Annotated in this window: 18 protein-coding genes; 4 read left to right on the forward strand and 14 right to left on the reverse strand. The window is 53.6% G+C overall.

Going from position 1 to position 15,115, the window contains the following annotated elements:
* Positions 1-3: 3 nt before the first annotated feature.
* The gene (gene ftsH, locus ACH1XZ_RS13650; RefSeq protein WP_220440886.1) at positions 4-1,935 is read right to left on the reverse strand and encodes an ATP-dependent zinc metalloprotease FtsH; all 1,932 of its coding nucleotides are present in this window, start codon (positions 1,933-1,935) and stop codon (positions 4-6) included.
* Positions 1,936-2,038: 103 nt separating this feature from the next.
* Positions 2,039-2,665, reverse strand: a complete 627-nt coding sequence (gene rlmE / locus ACH1XZ_RS13655) for a 23S rRNA (uridine(2552)-2'-O)-methyltransferase RlmE (protein WP_035891117.1) — start codon at positions 2,663-2,665, stop codon at positions 2,039-2,041.
* 126 nt (positions 2,666-2,791) lie between these two features.
* Here rlmE and yhbY point away from each other — a divergent pair, with 126 nt between their 5' ends.
* The gene (gene yhbY, locus ACH1XZ_RS13660; protein ID WP_185667939.1) at positions 2,792-3,085 is read left to right on the forward strand and encodes a ribosome assembly RNA-binding protein YhbY; all 294 of its coding nucleotides are present in this window, start codon (positions 2,792-2,794) and stop codon (positions 3,083-3,085) included.
* Between the two features lie 153 nt (positions 3,086-3,238).
* On the opposite strand, the gene greA is transcribed toward yhbY, so the two are convergent.
* Positions 3,239-3,715, reverse strand: a complete 477-nt coding sequence (gene greA, locus ACH1XZ_RS13665; RefSeq protein ID WP_035891119.1) for a transcription elongation factor GreA — start codon at positions 3,713-3,715, stop codon at positions 3,239-3,241.
* A 246-nt stretch (positions 3,716-3,961) separates the two neighbouring features.
* On the opposite strand from greA, the gene dacB reads away from it, so the two are divergent.
* On the forward strand, positions 3,962-5,395 hold the full coding sequence (gene dacB, locus ACH1XZ_RS13670; RefSeq protein WP_395595995.1) for a serine-type D-Ala-D-Ala carboxypeptidase: 1,434 nt from the start codon (positions 3,962-3,964) through the stop codon (positions 5,393-5,395).
* A 131-nt stretch (positions 5,396-5,526) separates the two neighbouring features.
* Here the strand turns inward: dacB and cgtA are convergent, their stop codons facing one another.
* The 4 genes from cgtA to rplU all read right to left on the reverse strand — a co-directional run bounded on the left by cgtA (position 5,527) and on the right by rplU (position 8,385).
* The gene (gene cgtA, locus ACH1XZ_RS13675; RefSeq protein WP_395595996.1) at positions 5,527-6,702 is read right to left on the reverse strand and encodes an Obg family GTPase CgtA; all 1,176 of its coding nucleotides are present in this window, start codon (positions 6,700-6,702) and stop codon (positions 5,527-5,529) included.
* Positions 6,703-6,717: 15 nt separating this feature from the next.
* Positions 6,718-7,683 carry a DMT family transporter gene (locus tag ACH1XZ_RS13680; RefSeq protein ID WP_395595997.1) on the reverse strand — a complete coding sequence of 322 codons (966 nt, stop codon included), beginning with the start codon at positions 7,681-7,683 and terminating at the stop codon, positions 6,718-6,720.
* A 113-nt stretch (positions 7,684-7,796) separates the two neighbouring features.
* The gene (gene rpmA / locus ACH1XZ_RS13685; RefSeq protein ID WP_035891128.1) at positions 7,797-8,054 is read right to left on the reverse strand and encodes a 50S ribosomal protein L27; all 258 of its coding nucleotides are present in this window, start codon (positions 8,052-8,054) and stop codon (positions 7,797-7,799) included.
* Between the two features lie 19 nt (positions 8,055-8,073).
* Positions 8,074-8,385, reverse strand: coding sequence for a 50S ribosomal protein L21 (gene rplU / locus ACH1XZ_RS13690; protein WP_003025032.1), 312 nt, complete (start codon positions 8,383-8,385; stop codon positions 8,074-8,076).
* Between the two features lie 256 nt (positions 8,386-8,641).
* Between rplU and ispB the strand changes: the two genes are divergently transcribed.
* Both ispB and sfsB read left to right on the forward strand, forming a co-directional pair.
* Positions 8,642-9,613: an octaprenyl diphosphate synthase gene (gene ispB, locus ACH1XZ_RS13695; RefSeq protein WP_035891132.1), complete on the forward strand. Its 972-nt coding sequence runs from the start codon at positions 8,642-8,644 to the stop codon at positions 9,611-9,613.
* Between the two features lie 196 nt (positions 9,614-9,809).
* Positions 9,810-10,082, forward strand: a complete 273-nt coding sequence (sfsB, locus tag ACH1XZ_RS13700; RefSeq protein ID WP_395595998.1) for a DNA-binding transcriptional regulator SfsB — start codon at positions 9,810-9,812, stop codon at positions 10,080-10,082.
* Positions 10,083-10,136: 54 nt separating this feature from the next.
* Here the strand turns inward: sfsB and murA are convergent, their stop codons facing one another.
* The 7 genes from murA to mlaF form a co-directional block, all read right to left on the reverse strand.
* On the reverse strand, positions 10,137-11,396 hold the full coding sequence (murA, locus tag ACH1XZ_RS13705; RefSeq protein WP_035891138.1) for a UDP-N-acetylglucosamine 1-carboxyvinyltransferase: 1,260 nt from the start codon (positions 11,394-11,396) through the stop codon (positions 10,137-10,139).
* Positions 11,397-11,461: 65 nt separating this feature from the next.
* Positions 11,462-11,716: a BolA family iron metabolism protein IbaG gene (ibaG, locus tag ACH1XZ_RS13710; protein ID WP_035891140.1), complete on the reverse strand. Its 255-nt coding sequence runs from the start codon at positions 11,714-11,716 to the stop codon at positions 11,462-11,464.
* 138 nt (positions 11,717-11,854) lie between these two features.
* A complete protein-coding gene (mlaB, locus tag ACH1XZ_RS13715) occupies positions 11,855-12,145 on the reverse strand; it encodes a lipid asymmetry maintenance protein MlaB (protein WP_395595999.1) in 291 nt (96 codons plus the stop codon).
* Positions 12,145-12,780 (reverse strand): phospholipid-binding protein MlaC, encoded by a 636-nt coding sequence (gene mlaC / locus ACH1XZ_RS13720; protein ID WP_395596000.1) that lies wholly within the window; start codon positions 12,778-12,780, stop codon positions 12,145-12,147. The genes mlaB and mlaC overlap by 1 nt, the downstream gene beginning before the upstream one ends.
* A gap of 18 nt (positions 12,781-12,798) precedes the next feature.
* A complete protein-coding gene (gene mlaD, locus ACH1XZ_RS13725; RefSeq protein WP_333498658.1) occupies positions 12,799-13,353 on the reverse strand; it encodes an outer membrane lipid asymmetry maintenance protein MlaD in 555 nt (184 codons plus the stop codon).
* A 4-nt stretch (positions 13,354-13,357) separates the two neighbouring features.
* Positions 13,358-14,140: a lipid asymmetry maintenance ABC transporter permease subunit MlaE gene (gene mlaE / locus ACH1XZ_RS13730; protein ID WP_395596001.1), complete on the reverse strand. Its 783-nt coding sequence runs from the start codon at positions 14,138-14,140 to the stop codon at positions 13,358-13,360.
* A 7-nt stretch (positions 14,141-14,147) separates the two neighbouring features.
* The gene (gene mlaF / locus ACH1XZ_RS13735) at positions 14,148-14,960 is read right to left on the reverse strand and encodes a phospholipid ABC transporter ATP-binding protein MlaF (RefSeq protein WP_395596002.1); all 813 of its coding nucleotides are present in this window, start codon (positions 14,958-14,960) and stop codon (positions 14,148-14,150) included.
* Positions 14,961-15,115: the final 155 nt, after the last annotated feature.

A 15,115-nucleotide genomic window follows, 5' to 3' on the forward strand; every position in this document is an offset into this window, starting at 1 on the left:
AACTTATTTGTCGCCCAGTTGCTCTGACATAGTGCCAGAGTCCGGAGCACGCGGTTCATCAACCGGACGTGGCGCACTTGGTTTACCCGTGTTGCCAGAGTTGTTGGATGAACCTGGTTCTTCCCAGCCTGCTGGCGGACGCACGTCGCGGCGAGCCATCAGGTCGTCAATCTGCGGTGCATCGATGGTCTCATATTTCATGAGCGCATCTTTCATTGCATGCAGAATATCCATGTTGTCGTTCAGGAGCTGGCGAGCACGAGCGTAGTTACGTTCGATAAGCGCTTTCACTTCCTGGTCGATGATACGCGCGGTTTCATCGGACATGTGTTTCGCTTTGGCGACAGAGCGGCCCAGGAATACTTCGCCCTCTTCTTCCGCGTACAGCAGCGGACCGAGTTTGTCGGAGAAGCCCCACTGGGTAACCATGTTACGTGCCAGGTTAGTCGCGACTTTAATGTCGTTCGACGCACCGGTAGAAACATGTTCTACGCCATAAATAATTTCTTCTGCCAGACGACCGCCGTACAGGGTGGAGATCTGACTTTCCAGTTTCTGACGGCTGGCGCTGATCGCGTCGCCTTCAGGCAGGAAGAAGGTCACACCCAGCGCGCGACCGCGTGGGATAATCGTCACTTTGTGCACCGGATCGTGTTCCGGTACCAGGCGGCCGATAATCGCGTGGCCTGCTTCGTGGTAAGCGGTAGATTCTTTCTGCGCTTCCGTCATCACCATGGAGCGACGTTCCGCACCCATCATGATTTTGTCTTTCGCTTTTTCGAACTCAACCATCGATACCACGCGCTTGTTGCCGCGCGCTGCAAACAGTGCCGCTTCGTTCACCAGGTTTGCCAGGTCTGCACCGGAGAAGCCAGGCGTACCACGAGCAATGATTGCGGCATCAATATCAGGTGCCAGCGGCACGCGACGCATATGCACTTTCAGAATCTGTTCACGACCGCGAACGTCTGGCAGACCGACCACAACCTGACGGTCGAAACGGCCTGGACGCAGCAGCGCTGGGTCAAGAACGTCTGGACGGTTAGTTGCCGCGATAACGATGATACCTTCGTTACCTTCGAAGCCATCCATCTCAACCAGCATCTGGTTCAGCGTTTGCTCACGTTCATCGTGACCACCGCCCAGACCTGCGCCACGCTGGCGGCCTACGGCGTCGATTTCATCGATGAAGATGATGCATGGTGCCGCTTTCTTAGCCTGTTCGAACATGTCACGCACACGCGATGCACCAACACCGACGAACATTTCTACGAAATCAGAACCGGAAATGGTAAAGAACGGTACTTTCGCTTCGCCAGCAATCGCTTTTGCCAGCAACGTTTTACCGGTACCCGGAGGGCCAACCATCAGCACGCCTTTCGGGATTTTACCGCCCAGCTTCTGGAAGCGGCTCGGTTCACGCAGGTACTCAACCAGCTCACCCACCTCTTCTTTCGCTTCGTCGCAGCCTGCAACGTCGGCAAAGGTGGTTTTGATCTGGTCTTCCGTCAGCATGCGCGCCTTGCTCTTACCGAACGACATGGCACCTTTGCCACCACCGCCCTGCATTTGACGCATGAAGAAGATCCAGACGCCAATCAGCAGCAGCATCGGGAACCAGGAAATGAAGATAGAAGCCAGCAGGCTTGGTTCTTCAGGCGGCTCACCAACCACTTTGACGTTTTTCGTCAGCAGGTTGTCAAGCAGCTTCGGATCGTTAACCGGAATGTAAGTCGTGTAACGGTTACTATCTTTCTTGGTAACGTTGATCTCACGTCCGTTGATACGCGCTTCGCGAACCTGGTCGTTATTGACCTCTTGCAGGAAGGTAGAATAGTCCACCTTGTGGCCATTCGATTCGCTGGGCCCAAAGCTCTGGAATACTGACATCAGCACGACGGCAATGACCAGCCAGAGTATTAGGTTTTTCGCCATGTCACTCAAGGGATTAACCTCATATTACAACTGTGTTAAAAACAGCGTCAGGATACTCTATATCCAGTTTCTTTCAAACTTTCGTTTGAAAAACCACCGTCTATCACTTTCGCCCGGTCGCTACAATGTACACTTCACGTGAACGCGCACGCGAAGAGTCCGGCTTACGAACTTTAACCTTCGTAAACAGGGAGCGAATTTCCCTTAGGTACTCATCGAAGCCTTCGCCCTGGAACACTTTCACTACAAAATTTCCGCCCGGCGCCAACACATCACGAGCCATTTCAAGCGCCAGTTCTACCAGATACATGGCCCGGGGGATGTCAACCGCCGGCGTTCCGCTCATGTTTGGTGCCATATCTGACATGACAACTTGTACTTTACTGTCACCCACGCGTTCCAGTAATGCCTTCATCACGAGTTCATCACGAAAATCGCCCTGAAGGAAGTCCACACCAACGATTGGATCCATAGGTAAAAGATCGCAAGCGATGATACGGCCTTTGCCGCCAATCTGCGTGACCACATACTGTGACCAGCCTCCTGGAGCAGCACCGAGGTCGACTACCGTCATCCCCGGTTTAAAAAGTTTGTCACTTTGCTGTATTTCATCAAGTTTAAACCAGGCACGGGAACGTAACCCCTTTTTCTGTGCCTCTTGAACATATTTATCGCTAAAGTGTTCCTGAAGCCAGCGGCTTGAACTGGCAGAACGCTTTTTACCTGTCATTTAACATTCCCATCGGGGCAGTTCATCGTAGCCTTTCGGCGTAAATTTCTACGCATCGTTTGCCGATATATGGGAGATGGCGGTAGAATGACCCGTTTTCAATCCCAACGTAAGCAAAAATATACGATGAATCTGAGTACTAAACAAAAACAGCACCTGAAAGGTCTCGCACATTCGCTCAAGCCTGTAGTTATGCTTGGCAACAATGGTTTGACCGAAGGGGTACTGGCCGAGATTGAACTAGCGTTAGAGCACCATGAACTTATCAAGGTGAAAGTCGCCTCGGAAGACAGAGAGACCAAAACTTTGATTGTGGACGCTATCGTTCGCGAAACCGGCGCCTGTAATGTACAGGTCATCGGTAAGATACTGGTGCTTTATCGCCCTGGTAAAGAACGCAAAATCTCGTTGCCACGTTAAGAATATCCTAATTTCTGACACAACATTGTGTTAAATGAGGGATTTTCTCTACGAGGGCTAGCAACATGCCACGCTCTTATGCTTGATAAAAGGCCGCTATGCGGCCTTTTTCTTATCTTTACACTCGCTCAACAATTCAGTGTTGAACCGATCTTACAGATAATCCACGTGGATGATTTCGAATTCAACTTCACCACCTGGGGTACGGATAGTAACCACGTCATCCTGCTCTTTGCCAATCAACCCACGGGCGATCGGTGAGTTAACGGAGATCAGGTTCTGTTTGAAATCAGCTTCGTCATCGCCCACGATGCGGTAAGTCTGCTCTTCGTCGTTATCCAGGTTCAGCACCTTCACGGTGGCACCGAAAATCACGCGACCATTGTTTGGGATCTTGGTGATGTCGATAACCTGCGCGTTAGACAGTTTCGCTTCGATATCTTTGATACGCCCTTCACAGAAGCCCTGCTGCTCACGGGCAGCATGGTACTCCGCGTTCTCTTTCAGGTCGCCGTGCTCGCGCGCTTCGGCGATGGACGCAATGATTTCTGGGCGGCGTACGGACTTCAGAAAGTCCAGTTCTTCACGCAGTTTTTCTGCACCACGAAGGGTCATCGGAATAGCTTGCATTGTTATACCTCTTAAACATTCCTGTTGGGAGCGGTTCGCCCCGCTCCGGCTGCTAAGCCCGCCTGAGTCGCTATCAACACCAGGCCAGAAGCAAAAGAAAACCGACCCGGGTACGAAGCCCCAGGTCAGCAGCAATTTTTAATTTGATACGCATTTTACCCCGAAGTTCACTACGGGTCATCGTTTACTTTACAGGGCGTTGCGCCGTAGTATGACGGCTTGTTTCCAGGTTGTTAGCGCGAGATTATGCGATTTTCCAGATTTATCATCGGATTGACTACCAGTATAGCGTTTAGCGTTCAGGCCGCGAATGTTGATGAATATATCAATCAGCTGCCCGACGGGGCCAACCTCGCACTTCTGGTACAGAAAGTGGGCGCACCCGCGCCGCTGATTGATTATCACGGCCAGCAGATGGCGCTTCCGGCCAGTACCCAAAAGGTGCTCACCGCGCTAGCAGCCCTGCTTCAGCTTGGCCCGGATTTCCGCTTTACCACCACGCTTGAGAGTAAAGGCAGCGTGGATAACGGTACATTAAAAGGCGACTTAATTGCTCGATTTGGCGGCGATCCTACGCTAAAACGCCAGGATATTCGCAATATGGTTGCCACCTTAAAAAAATCTGGTGTGCAGAATATCGATGGCAATATTTTGATCGATACCTCCATCTTTGCCAGTCATGATAAAGCACCAGGCTGGCCATGGAACGATATGACGCAGTGCTTCAGCGCACCGCCTGCTGCCGCAATTATCGACCGTAACTGCTTCTCTATTTCACTTTATAGCGCCCAGAAGGCTAACGATCTGGCGTTCATCCGCATTGCCTCTTACTACCCGGTGACCATGTTCAGCCAGGTGCGTACGCTCGCAAAAGGTTCGCCAGAAGCCCAATACTGCGAGCTGGATGTGGTGCCTGGCGACCTGAATCGCTACACGCTCACTGGCTGTCTGCCACAGCGTGCAGACCCGCTGCCGCTGGCGTTCGCCATTCAGGATGGCGCCAGCTATGCCGGGGCGATTATCAAAGATGAACTCAAGCAGGCCGGTATCACCTACACCGGTACGCTGCTGCGCCAGACGCTGGTGAATGAGCCTGGCACCGTTATCGCAAGTAAGCAGTCAGCGCCGCTGCACGACCTGCTGAAGATCATGCTGAAAAAATCGGACAACATGATCGCCGACACCGTGTTTCGTATGATTGGCCATTCGCGCTTTGGCGTGCCCGGCACCTGGCGAGCGGGCTCCGATGCAGTTCGCCAGATCCTGCGTCAGCAGGCGGGCATCGATTTGGGCAATACAATCATTGCCGACGGCTCCGGCCTGTCGCGACATAACCTGCTCGCGCCAGCCACCATGATGCAGGCACTGCAATATATTGCCCAGCACGATAGCGAGCTGGACTTCATCTCCATGCTGCCGCTTGCCGGCCACGACGGTTCGCTACAGTACCGCGCAGGCCTGCATCAGGCGGGTGTGGATGGTAAAGTTTCAGCGAAGACCGGTTCACTACAGGGTGTATACAACCTGGCGGGCTTTATCACCACCGCCAGCGGACAGCGTATGGCGTTTGTTCAGTATCTGTCAGGGTACGCGGTGCCGCCTGCGGATCAGCGTAATCGACGTATTCCGCTGGTACGCTTTGAGAGCCGGTTGTACAAGGATATTTACCAGAACAACTGAGAGTAATGCTGCCGGATGGCGCTTGCGCTTATTCGGCCTACCTCGCATATAAACAAAACGGGCCGCATTTGCGGCCCGTTGAATATTCCAGGCCGGAGAAGACGCGTTAGCGTCGCCATCCGGCACGAGGATTAACGTTTGTAGATGAACTCAACGCCTTCTTCGTCGTCTTCATCCCAATCGTCATCCCACTCTTCGTCTTCCGCTTCTGCGGCGACTTCATCAAGCTGCTGACGATGGTAGTCATCCCACATGAACTCAACTTTCTCTGGCTGCGCAGCTTCTTCAGCCTGAGTAATTGGGTTCTCGATGATGAAGTTCATCACGTCCCAGCACAGGTCTTTCACGCCAACCTGGCTTGCTGCGGAGATCAGGTAGTACTTATCTTCCCAACCCATCGCTTCGGCAATCGCTTTGGCTTTCGCTTCAGCTTCCGCTTTATCCATGGTGTCTATCTTGTTGAACAGCAGCCAGCGTGGCTTATTCGCCAGCTTCTCGCTGTATTTCTCAAGTTCACCAATGATGATTTTGGCGTTTTCAGCCGGATCGGAGCCATCGATTGGATCGATATCGATGATGTGCAGCAACACGCGGCAGCGCTCAAGGTGCTTCAGGAAGCGGATACCGAGGCCAGCGCCTTCAGATGCGCCTTCAATCAGACCCGGGATGTCGGCGACCACGAAGCTCTTCTCGTTATCGACACGTACCACGCCAAGGCTTGGTACCAGGGTGGTAAACGGATAGTCCGCCACTTTTGGCTTCGCCGCAGACACAGCGCGGATAAAGGTGGATTTACCGGCGTTCGGCATACCCAGCATACCCACGTCCGCCAGCAGCATCAGTTCGAGCTGCAGGTCACGTTTGTCACCCGGCGTACCCATGGTCTTTTGACGTGGCGTACGGTTCACGGAAGATTTGAAACGGGTGTTACCCAGACCGTGCCAACCGCCCTTAGCAACCATCAGGCGTTGACCATGCTTGGTCATATCGCCCATGGTTTCACCGGTGCCCTGATCGATAACGCGGGTACCCACCGGCACCTTAATGGTAACGTCTTTACCACGCTTACCGGTACAGTCGCGGCTTGCACCGTTCTGGCCACGTTCAGCGCGGAAGGATTTTTCGAAACGGTAGTCAATCAGGGTGTTCAGGTTCTCGTCGGCTTCCATCCAGACGTCACCGCCGTCACCGCCGTCACCGCCGTCAGGACCACCACGAGGAATATATTTTTCACGGCGGAAGCTTACGCAACCATTACCGCCATCACCTGCTACGACCAGGATCGTTGCTTCATCAACAAACTTCATTTTACTCTCCGTAAATCATTCGCCTGCGCGGGGTAACGGAACAACCGCTTCACGCTTACGCCACCGCCCCCATAGACGATGACCAATGGCGGAATACATCGCGCCCGCAACCACGACAAACGCACCGAGGTAACCAATAAGGTTCAACATCGGTCTGGCGAAGAAATCGGGCCAGGCCATTGATAATAAATCTGAAAATAACAGGGTAAACAGAGGAGTCAGCGTGATTAACGCGCTCACCTGTGCCGCCTGCCAGCGCGCCATCGCTTCCGCTAGCGCCCCATAACCGACCAGTGTGTTCAGACCACAGAAGATCAGACAGGCTAGCTGCCAGTCGCTCAGCAGCCCAATAACCTCAGGCTTCGCTAATGGCAGCAGTGCAATTGTACATAAAGTGTACAATAAAAAGAGGATCTGCTGTGATGCCAGCCGTCGCAATAACACCTTTTGCGCGACGCCGTAGCTCACCCAGACCATCGCCGCGCTAACCCCAAAAATCACACCCCAGGTGTAATCGGTCAGGCGGGTAAAAATTTCAATCAGGCTGGTATTAAAGAACATCACCAGCCCGCAGATAAGCATGATTGCGCCCACTACCTGCGTACCGCGCATCTTCTCCTTGAGGATAAAGACGCTGGCGACCATCATCCCAACGGGTGAGAGTTGGCCGATAACCTGGGACGCTGTAGGGCTCACGTACTGCAGCGATGAGCTAAACAGCACGAAGTTACCAAACAGCCCGCCGGTTGCGATAAGCAACAGAACTAGCCAGCGCGGGTTGCGAAACAGCCGCAAAGAGGGCAGCTTGCGCTTCCAGGACAAAATGAGGCCAAGGCCACAGCTTGCCATCAGAAAGCGGTAGAAGACGATGGTGGGCGGTTCCATGACTTCCAGAACCTGTTTCATGGCAATGGGCAGAGCTCCCCAGCAAATCGCTGTGGTAAGCGCCAACATGATACCGATGCCCGCCTGCTGCTTCATTCCGGATTCCCTGCCCTGAAACGGTGGTACAAGCCATCATTTTCCTGGCGTCGAATGTAAAAAGCCCCGCAACACGTTGCGGGGCTTTCATCCGTTACCGGGACGCGAAAAACTTATTCAGCAACGATGCTGATATAACGACGGTTTTTCGGGCCTTTCACTTCGAATTTCACTTTACCGTCTGCTTTAGCAAACAGAGTGTGGTCTTTGCCGCAGCCTACGTTAGAACCAGCGTGGAACTGAGTACCACGTTGACGAACGATGATGCTACCAGCCAGAACGGATTCGCCGCCGAAGCGTTTTACGCCCAGACGTTTAGCTTCTGAGTCGCGACCGTTACGAGTCGAGCCACCAGCCTTTTTATGTGCCATTTAATCTGCTCCCCTTAACTTAAGCGCTGATGCCAGTAATTTTCACATCAGTGAACCACTGACGATGGCCCTGCTGCTTACGGTAGTGTTTACGACGACGAAACTTAACGATTTTAACTTTCTCGCCACGACCGTGAGCAACAACTTCAGCTTTGATAACGCCGCCATCAACGAAAGGAACGCCGATTTTGACTTCTTCACCGTTTGCGATCATCAGAACTTCAGCGAATTCAACAGATTCGCCAGTTGCGATGTCCAGCTTTTCCAGGCGAACGGTCTGACCTTCGCTTACTCGGTGTTGTTTACCACCACTTTGGAAAACCGCGTACATATAAACTCCGCTTCCGCGCACCTCTTCGTGTGATTCAGAGTGCGCTATAAATATTCACAATAGGGCGCGAATATTACGCAAAACGCGAGCCTTTGACAAGTGCTACCATCAATAGATGCAGAAAAAAAATACAACCTGCACAGTAGCGTTTATCTGAGCCGTTTTTTCAGTACAATCGTATCTACAACTCTAACGTAAAACCTTCGTTATCCCGTATGGATAAGTGGTAAACAGGACATTAAGCCCGGCTTTTGCGATGAATTTACAAAAAATCAATGAGTTAACCGCGCAGGATATGGCGGGTGTCAATGCGACGATTCTTGAGCAGCTCAACTCGGACGTCCAATTGATCAACCAGCTTGGCTATTATATCGTCAGCGGCGGCGGAAAACGGATTCGTCCAATGATCGCCGTCCTGGCCGCCCGCGCCGTTGGCTATCAGGGAAACGCCCACGTCACTATCGCCGCGCTAATCGAATTTATTCATACCGCGACGTTGCTGCATGACGATGTTGTCGATGAGTCAGATATGCGCCGCGGTAAGGCAACGGCCAATGCGGCCTTTGGTAACGCGGCCAGCGTACTGGTTGGCGACTTTATCTATACGCGTGCATTCCAGATGATGACCAGCCTCGGTTCGCTGAAGGTGCTGGAAGTGATGTCAGAAGCCGTGAACGTCATTGCAGAAGGCGAAGTCCTTCAACTGATGAACGTCAACGATCCGGACATCACCGAAGAGAACTATATGCGCGTTATCTACAGCAAGACAGCACGTCTGTTTGAAGCGGCTGCGCAATGTTCTGGTTTGCTTGCGGGTTGTACGTCAGAGCAAGAGAAAGGGCTACAGGACTATGGCCGCTATCTCGGCACCGCCTTCCAGTTGATTGATGACCTGCTCGACTACAGCGCCGATGGAGAGACGCTGGGTAAAAACGTAGGTGACGATCTCAACGAAGGTAAGCCAACCCTACCGCTGCTGCATGCCATGCGTAACGGCACACCAGAACAGGCTCAGCTCATTCGCGGCGCTATCGAGCAGGGTAACGGTCGCCATCTCCTGGAGCCCGTACTGGATGCCATGGCTGCCTGTGGTTCTCTGGAATGGACGCGTCAGCGTGCCGAAGAAGAAGCCGATAAAGCAATTGCTTCTCTGGCCTCACTGCCGGATACACCGTGGCGCGATGCGCTTATCGGCCTTGCCCATATAGCCGTTCAACGCGACCGATAATCCAAGAACGCCCTTCCCTGCGTCCTGTGTGGGTACATTCCTGAAAGCGCCTGAAGGCGCTTTTTTTTACCAAAAAATTGATGTTTTCCTAATTTAATAAAACTTACACGAACTGTTTATGAACTTATAGAAAACAGGGATACAGTATATTCCTCGCTCAGCGTAACGAGTTAACGACCGTTTTCAGGGAGGAAGTATGGAGAGGTTTAGCGACTGGCATCCCGCAGACATTATCGCGGGGTTACGTAAGAAAGGCACATCCATGGCTGCAGAGTCACGCAAAAACGGACTCAGTTCATCGACGTTAGCCAACGTCCTTTCTCGTCCATGGCCGAAAGGTGAGAAAATCGTAGCAAAGGCTCTGGGGACGGACCCTTGGGTGATTTGGCCTTCACGTTATCACGATCCGATAACCCATGCTTTTATCGACAGAACACAGGCTATTCGCCGCGATAAGCAGGAAAAATAGCAGAGGAAGAGAAGCGCCCACTATCAACAGCGGGCGCTTTATTCGCGGCAGCGATTACTCGCCCTTAATACGCTCGATATTCGCGCCTAAACCACGCAGCTTATCTTCAATGCGCTCATAGCCACGATCGATGTGGTAGATACGGTCAACGATCGTCGTACCCTGAGCAATACAGCCTGCCAGGACAAGGCTTGCAGAAGCACGCAGGTCGGTCGCCATCACCTGAGCACCGGAAAGCTGTTCAACGCCGTGGCAAATTGCGGTGTTGCTTTCGATTTCCGCACGCGCGCCCATACGAATAAGTTCAGGAATATGCATGAAACGGTTTTCAAAGACCGTCTCAGTGATAACCCCTGTACCTTCCGCTACCATGTTCAGCAGCGTGAACTGTGCCTGCATGTCCGTCGGGAACGCTGGGTGTGGTGCAGTACGCACGTTTACCGCTTTCGGGCGCTTGCCGTGCATGTCGAGGCTAATCCAGTCTTCGCCCACTTCAACGTCAGCACCGGCTTCACGCAGCTTAGCCAGTACCGCATCCAGCGTATCAGGCTGTGCGTTGCGGCAGACAATTTTGCCGCCGGAGATAGCTGCCGCTACCAGGAAGGTGCCGGTTTCAATACGGTCTGGCAGAACGCGGTAAACACCGCCGCCCAGACGCTTCACGCCTTCGATGGTAATACGGTCGGTACCCTGACCCGTGACCTTCGCGCCCATCGCGTTGAGGAAGTTCGCCGTATCGACGATTTCCGGCTCACGCGCGGCGTTTTCGATAATGGTGGTGCCTTCCGCCAGCGTCGCTGCCGTCATGATGGTGACGGTCGCGCCAACGCTGACCATGTCCATGACGATATGCGCGCCTTTCAAACGACCGTTAACGGACGCTTTGACGTAACCTTCTTCCAGCTTAATTTCTGCACCCAGTTGCTCAAGGCCAGAGATGTGCAGATCGACCGGGCGCGCACCAATGGTGCATCCACCCGGCAGAGAAACCTGCCCCTGACCAAAGCGTGCCACCAGCGGCCCCAGCGCCCAGATAGAGGCGCGCATGGTTTTCACCAGCTCGTACGGCGCACAGAAAACATTGACCGGGCCAGCATCAATCCAGACCGAGCCGTTGCGTTCAACTTTTGCACCCAGCTGCGTCAGCAGCTTCATGGAAGTATCAACGTCTTTCAGCTTCGGTACGTTCTGGATCTCTACCGGGTCTTCTGCCAGCAGCGCGGCAAAAAGAATCGGCAGGGCAGCGTTTTTTGCACCGCTAATGGTGACCTCGCCCTGAAGGCGGGTTGGCCCCTGCACACGAAATTTATCCATCAAATCTAATCTCTGTTAAGTATTCACGTTCGCCACCGGAAAAGTGCGCACACTTTTCCCCTGGCTCAAAAACCGTTGAGTTTGCGATCGCGTGCCCACTCTTGTGGGGTATACGCCTTGATCGACAGGGCATGAATGCGGTTGTCCGCAAGGTACTCCATCAGCGGGCCATAGATAGTCTGCTGCTTCTTGACCCGGCTCATGCCATCAAACATCTCACCCACGGCAATGACCTGGAAGTGACTGCCATCGCCAGAAACGAGAACTTCTTGAAGGGAGAGTGCGTTCATCAGCACGGTCTGAATTTCATTATTTTCCATAGGTTCGCATTTCATTTGAGAGTGAAAACAAGCCCCACATCTTAGAGGAAAGTGGCGCGGTCTTAAACAAGCAAAAAGCCCCATCGTTGAGATTGATGGGGCTTTATTAGAAACCACAACAGTAACGTGCTGAAACTGTTAGGGGATCATGCCTTCTGGCAGGTTGTACAAGCTTTTCAGGGTCGCCACTTTTTCGCTGACCCCTTCCAGGCTCGGCGTACGACCCTGCGTGCGGATAAGCTCAACCAGATGCACCAACAGCGCCAGTCCAGCCGTATCGACGCGGCTCAGGCCGCTGAGGTCGATAATGGATACCCCCTGCGTGGCCTCGGTTCTGGCGTCCCACAGGGACACCAGAAAATCCTGATCCAGTTCACCGTGCAGCGCCAGGCGTTCGCCATCACGCTTCCAGCTTAGCGGTTCGGCCATTATTTTTTCTGTTCCAGGGTGATTGGCTGCGCAGAAATAGATTTCAGCTGAGCGGTCAGGCCGTCGATGCCTTTAGTGCGCAGCAGGTCGCTCCATTCGTTCTGCTTGGTGGTGATCATGCTCACCCCTTCCGCAATCATGTCATAGGCCTGCCAGTTACCCGTCTGGGTATTTTTACGCCACTGGAAGTCAAGACGCACCGGAGGACGGCCGTTCGGGTCGATGATGGTCACGCGGATAGGCACGATGGTCGCATCGCCCAGCGGCTGTTCTGGCGCAATCTGGTAGGTCTGGCCATGGTACATCGCCAGCGCCTGACCGTACGCCTGCTTCAGGTATTCGCGGAAGGCAGTGAAGTAAGCTTCACGCTGAGCGGGCGTCGCGTCTTTGTAGTAACGGCCCAGCACCAGCGCACCGGCATATTTTACCTGTACATACGGCAGCAGTTCCTGATCGACCACGTCACGCAGGTAGTTCGGATTAGAACGAATCTTCGGTTGTTCATTCTTCAGGCGATCGAACGTCTTCTGCGCCGCTTCATTCATCAGCTTATAGGGATTGGTTTGGTCTGCTGCAGTGGCTGCCGTCAGCGGCGCAATCACCAGCATGGCGACCATCAGTAAACGTTTAAACATGTCGAGTATCTCCTGAGATTAATTCGTCGCGCCAGTCGCAGGCGTCGCCGTACCAGTATGTCCATCTGTAGAACCCTGCGCATCGCCAGAATTCTGATTGTCGCTACCTTTGCTGTTGTAAAGGAACTGGCCAATCAGGTCTTCCAGTACCATTGCCGATTTGGTGTCCTGAATGGTACCGCCATCTTTAAGGATAGACGTTCCCAGGTCAGGGTCTTCAAAACCGACGTTCAACGCTAGATACTGTTCACCAAGCAGGCCAGAGGTACGAATGGCCAGCGAACTGGTATCAGGGATATGGTTATAGCGATCTTCGATGTCGATTGCGACGCGCGGTAAGTACGTTTTCGGATCCAGTTCAATATCCGCAACGCGACCAATCACTACGCCGCCAATTCGCACCGGTGAACGGTTTTTCAGGCCGCCGATGTTATCGAAGGTGGCGTAAATGCGGTAGGTTGGTTCTGATTTCATTGACGAAACGTCCGCCGCCTTCAGGCAGATAAACAGCGCCGCCAGCAGGGCAACCAACAGAAAAATACCGACCCAGATTTCACTCTTTTTCGTTTGCATTCACTCAATTCCCAAACATCAGTGCCGTCAGCACAAAGTCCAGCCCAAGAACCGCCAGCGAGGAGTGCACCACGGTGCGCGTCGTCGCCCGGCTAATTCCGGCAGAAGTGGGGATCGCATCGTAACCGTTAAATAACGCAATCCATGTCACCGTAATGGCGAAAACAACGCTCTTGATCAGGCAGTTCACCAGATCCAAACGCCAGTCCACCGCATTTTGCATCGCCGACCAGAAGAACCCGGAATCAATACCTTTCCAGCTTACGCCGACCAGCGAACCGCCCCAGATGCCGACCGCCACAAAGATAATGGTCAGCAGCGGCAGCGAAATGACGCCAGCCCAGAAGCGAGGAGAGATAACGCGACGTAGCGGATCCACCGCCATCATCTCCATGCTGGAGAGCTGCTCGGTCGCGCGCATCAGGCCGATTTCCGCAGTCAGTGCCGAGCCTGCGCGTCCCGCAAACAGCAGCGCGGCAACGACCGGCCCCAGTTCGCGCAGTAGCGACAGCGCCACCAGCATGCCGAGACTAGTCTCAGCGCTGTAGGTGGTCAGCACGAGGTAACCCTGCAGCCCCAGCACCATGCCGATAAATACGCCCGACACGATGATGATAACCAGAGAGAGCACGCCGACGTTGTACAGCTGACGCACCAGCAACGGCGCGTGTTTGCGGAACTCCGGCTTGCCGACAACGGCATTGAATAACATTAACCCAGCACGCCCAAACGTCGCGACGGTCTTGATCCCGCGATGTCCAAGCGCTGCCAGTGCATTTAACAGCATAAGTCGATTAACTCCCTGTGCCGATGAGATCGCGGCGATAGTCGCCCGCAGGATAACGGAACGGCACCGGGCCGTCGGCAATACCGTCGAGGAACTGACGCACTCGAGGATCGCTGTTTTCCTGCAATGATGAGGCGCTGCCGTGCGCGACAATTTTCTGGTCCGCCACGATATAAGCGTAATCCGCAATGCTCAGTACTTCCGGCACATCGTGAGAAACCACAATACAGGTGACACCCAGCGCACTGTTGAGTTCAGAAATCAGCTTCACCAGCACCCCCATGGTAATCGGGTCCTGGCCGACGAAAGGTTCGTCGAACATGATGAGGTCGGGCTCCAGCGCAATTGCACGCGCCAGCGCAGCGCGGCGGGCCATACCGCCAGAGAGTTCCGATGGCATCAGCGTTGCTGCACCGCGCAGGCCAACGGCCTCTAGCTTCATCATTACCGTGCTTTTCAGCAGCGGCGCCGGTAAGCGGGTATGCTCACGAATGGGATACGCCACGTTATCAAACACGTTCATGTCGGTGAACAGCGCGCCGGACTGAAACAGCATGCTCATACGTTTGCGTACGGTATACAGGCGAGAGCGTGACATTTTCGGTACGTTCTCACCGTCAAAGAGGATCTCTCCGCTATCCGGGGGGATCTGCCCGCCAATCAGGCGTAACAGCGTGGTCTTGCCAATCCCCGACGGCCCCATAATCGCGGTAATTTTGCCGCGCGGTACCGACAGCGAGATATTGTCGAAGATGACCCGATTGCCACGGGAAAACGTGACATCTCGCACCTCGACCAGATTCTCGGTATTTTGGCTCATAGGCTTACCTTTCCAGGTCCTTAAGTAGGGCAAACTCCTGCTTGCCCCCGCATTCTTACAGAATCCTAACCGCTCTGGTTAACGAAATCTGGCATTTGTTTTACTTTTCCTGCGCATAAAGTCAAAATTAGGAATTCGTTACGTCCAGACGTGCG

Source organism: Kluyvera chengduensis (assembly GCF_044197065.1).
Taxonomy (GTDB): domain Bacteria; phylum Pseudomonadota; class Gammaproteobacteria; order Enterobacterales; family Enterobacteriaceae; genus Kluyvera; species Kluyvera ascorbata_C.

What these genes read in the sequence shown, in the direction of transcription:
- rpmA (WP_035891128.1), bottom strand. Translation starts at nt 8,054, where the DNA reads ATGGCACATAAAAAGGCTGGTGGCTCGACTCGTAACGGTCGCGACTCA.
- yhbY (WP_185667939.1), top strand. Translation starts at nt 2,792, where the DNA reads ATGAATCTGAGTACTAAACAAAAACAGCACCTGAAAGGTCTCGCACAT.
- mlaE (WP_395596001.1), bottom strand. Translation starts at nt 14,140, where the DNA reads ATGCTGTTAAATGCACTGGCAGCGCTTGGACATCGCGGGATCAAGACC.
- ACH1XZ_RS13680 (WP_395595997.1), bottom strand. Translation starts at nt 7,683, where the DNA reads ATGAAGCAGCAGGCGGGCATCGGTATCATGTTGGCGCTTACCACAGCG.
- ibaG (WP_035891140.1), bottom strand. Translation starts at nt 11,716, where the DNA reads ATGGAAAATAATGAAATTCAGACCGTGCTGATGAACGCACTCTCCCTT.
- dacB (WP_395595995.1), top strand. Translation starts at nt 3,962, where the DNA reads ATGCGATTTTCCAGATTTATCATCGGATTGACTACCAGTATAGCGTTT.
- mlaD (WP_333498658.1), bottom strand. Translation starts at nt 13,353, where the DNA reads ATGCAAACGAAAAAGAGTGAAATCTGGGTCGGTATTTTTCTGTTGGTT.
- mlaB (WP_395595999.1), bottom strand. Translation starts at nt 12,145, where the DNA reads ATGGCCGAACCGCTAAGCTGGAAGCGTGATGGCGAACGCCTGGCGCTG.
- rplU (WP_003025032.1), bottom strand. Translation starts at nt 8,385, where the DNA reads ATGTACGCGGTTTTCCAAAGTGGTGGTAAACAACACCGAGTAAGCGAA.
- ftsH (WP_220440886.1), bottom strand. Translation starts at nt 1,935, where the DNA reads ATGGCGAAAAACCTAATACTCTGGCTGGTCATTGCCGTCGTGCTGATG.
- greA (WP_035891119.1), bottom strand. Translation starts at nt 3,715, where the DNA reads ATGCAAGCTATTCCGATGACCCTTCGTGGTGCAGAAAAACTGCGTGAA.
- murA (WP_035891138.1), bottom strand. Translation starts at nt 11,396, where the DNA reads ATGGATAAATTTCGTGTGCAGGGGCCAACCCGCCTTCAGGGCGAGGTC.
- cgtA (WP_395595996.1), bottom strand. Translation starts at nt 6,702, where the DNA reads ATGAAGTTTGTTGATGAAGCAACGATCCTGGTCGTAGCAGGTGATGGC.
- rlmE (WP_035891117.1), bottom strand. Translation starts at nt 2,665, where the DNA reads ATGACAGGTAAAAAGCGTTCTGCCAGTTCAAGCCGCTGGCTTCAGGAA.
- sfsB (WP_395595998.1), top strand. Translation starts at nt 9,810, where the DNA reads ATGGAGAGGTTTAGCGACTGGCATCCCGCAGACATTATCGCGGGGTTA.
- ispB (WP_035891132.1), top strand. Translation starts at nt 8,642, where the DNA reads ATGAATTTACAAAAAATCAATGAGTTAACCGCGCAGGATATGGCGGGT.
- mlaF (WP_395596002.1), bottom strand. Translation starts at nt 14,960, where the DNA reads ATGAGCCAAAATACCGAGAATCTGGTCGAGGTGCGAGATGTCACGTTT.
- mlaC (WP_395596000.1), bottom strand. Translation starts at nt 12,780, where the DNA reads ATGTTTAAACGTTTACTGATGGTCGCCATGCTGGTGATTGCGCCGCTG.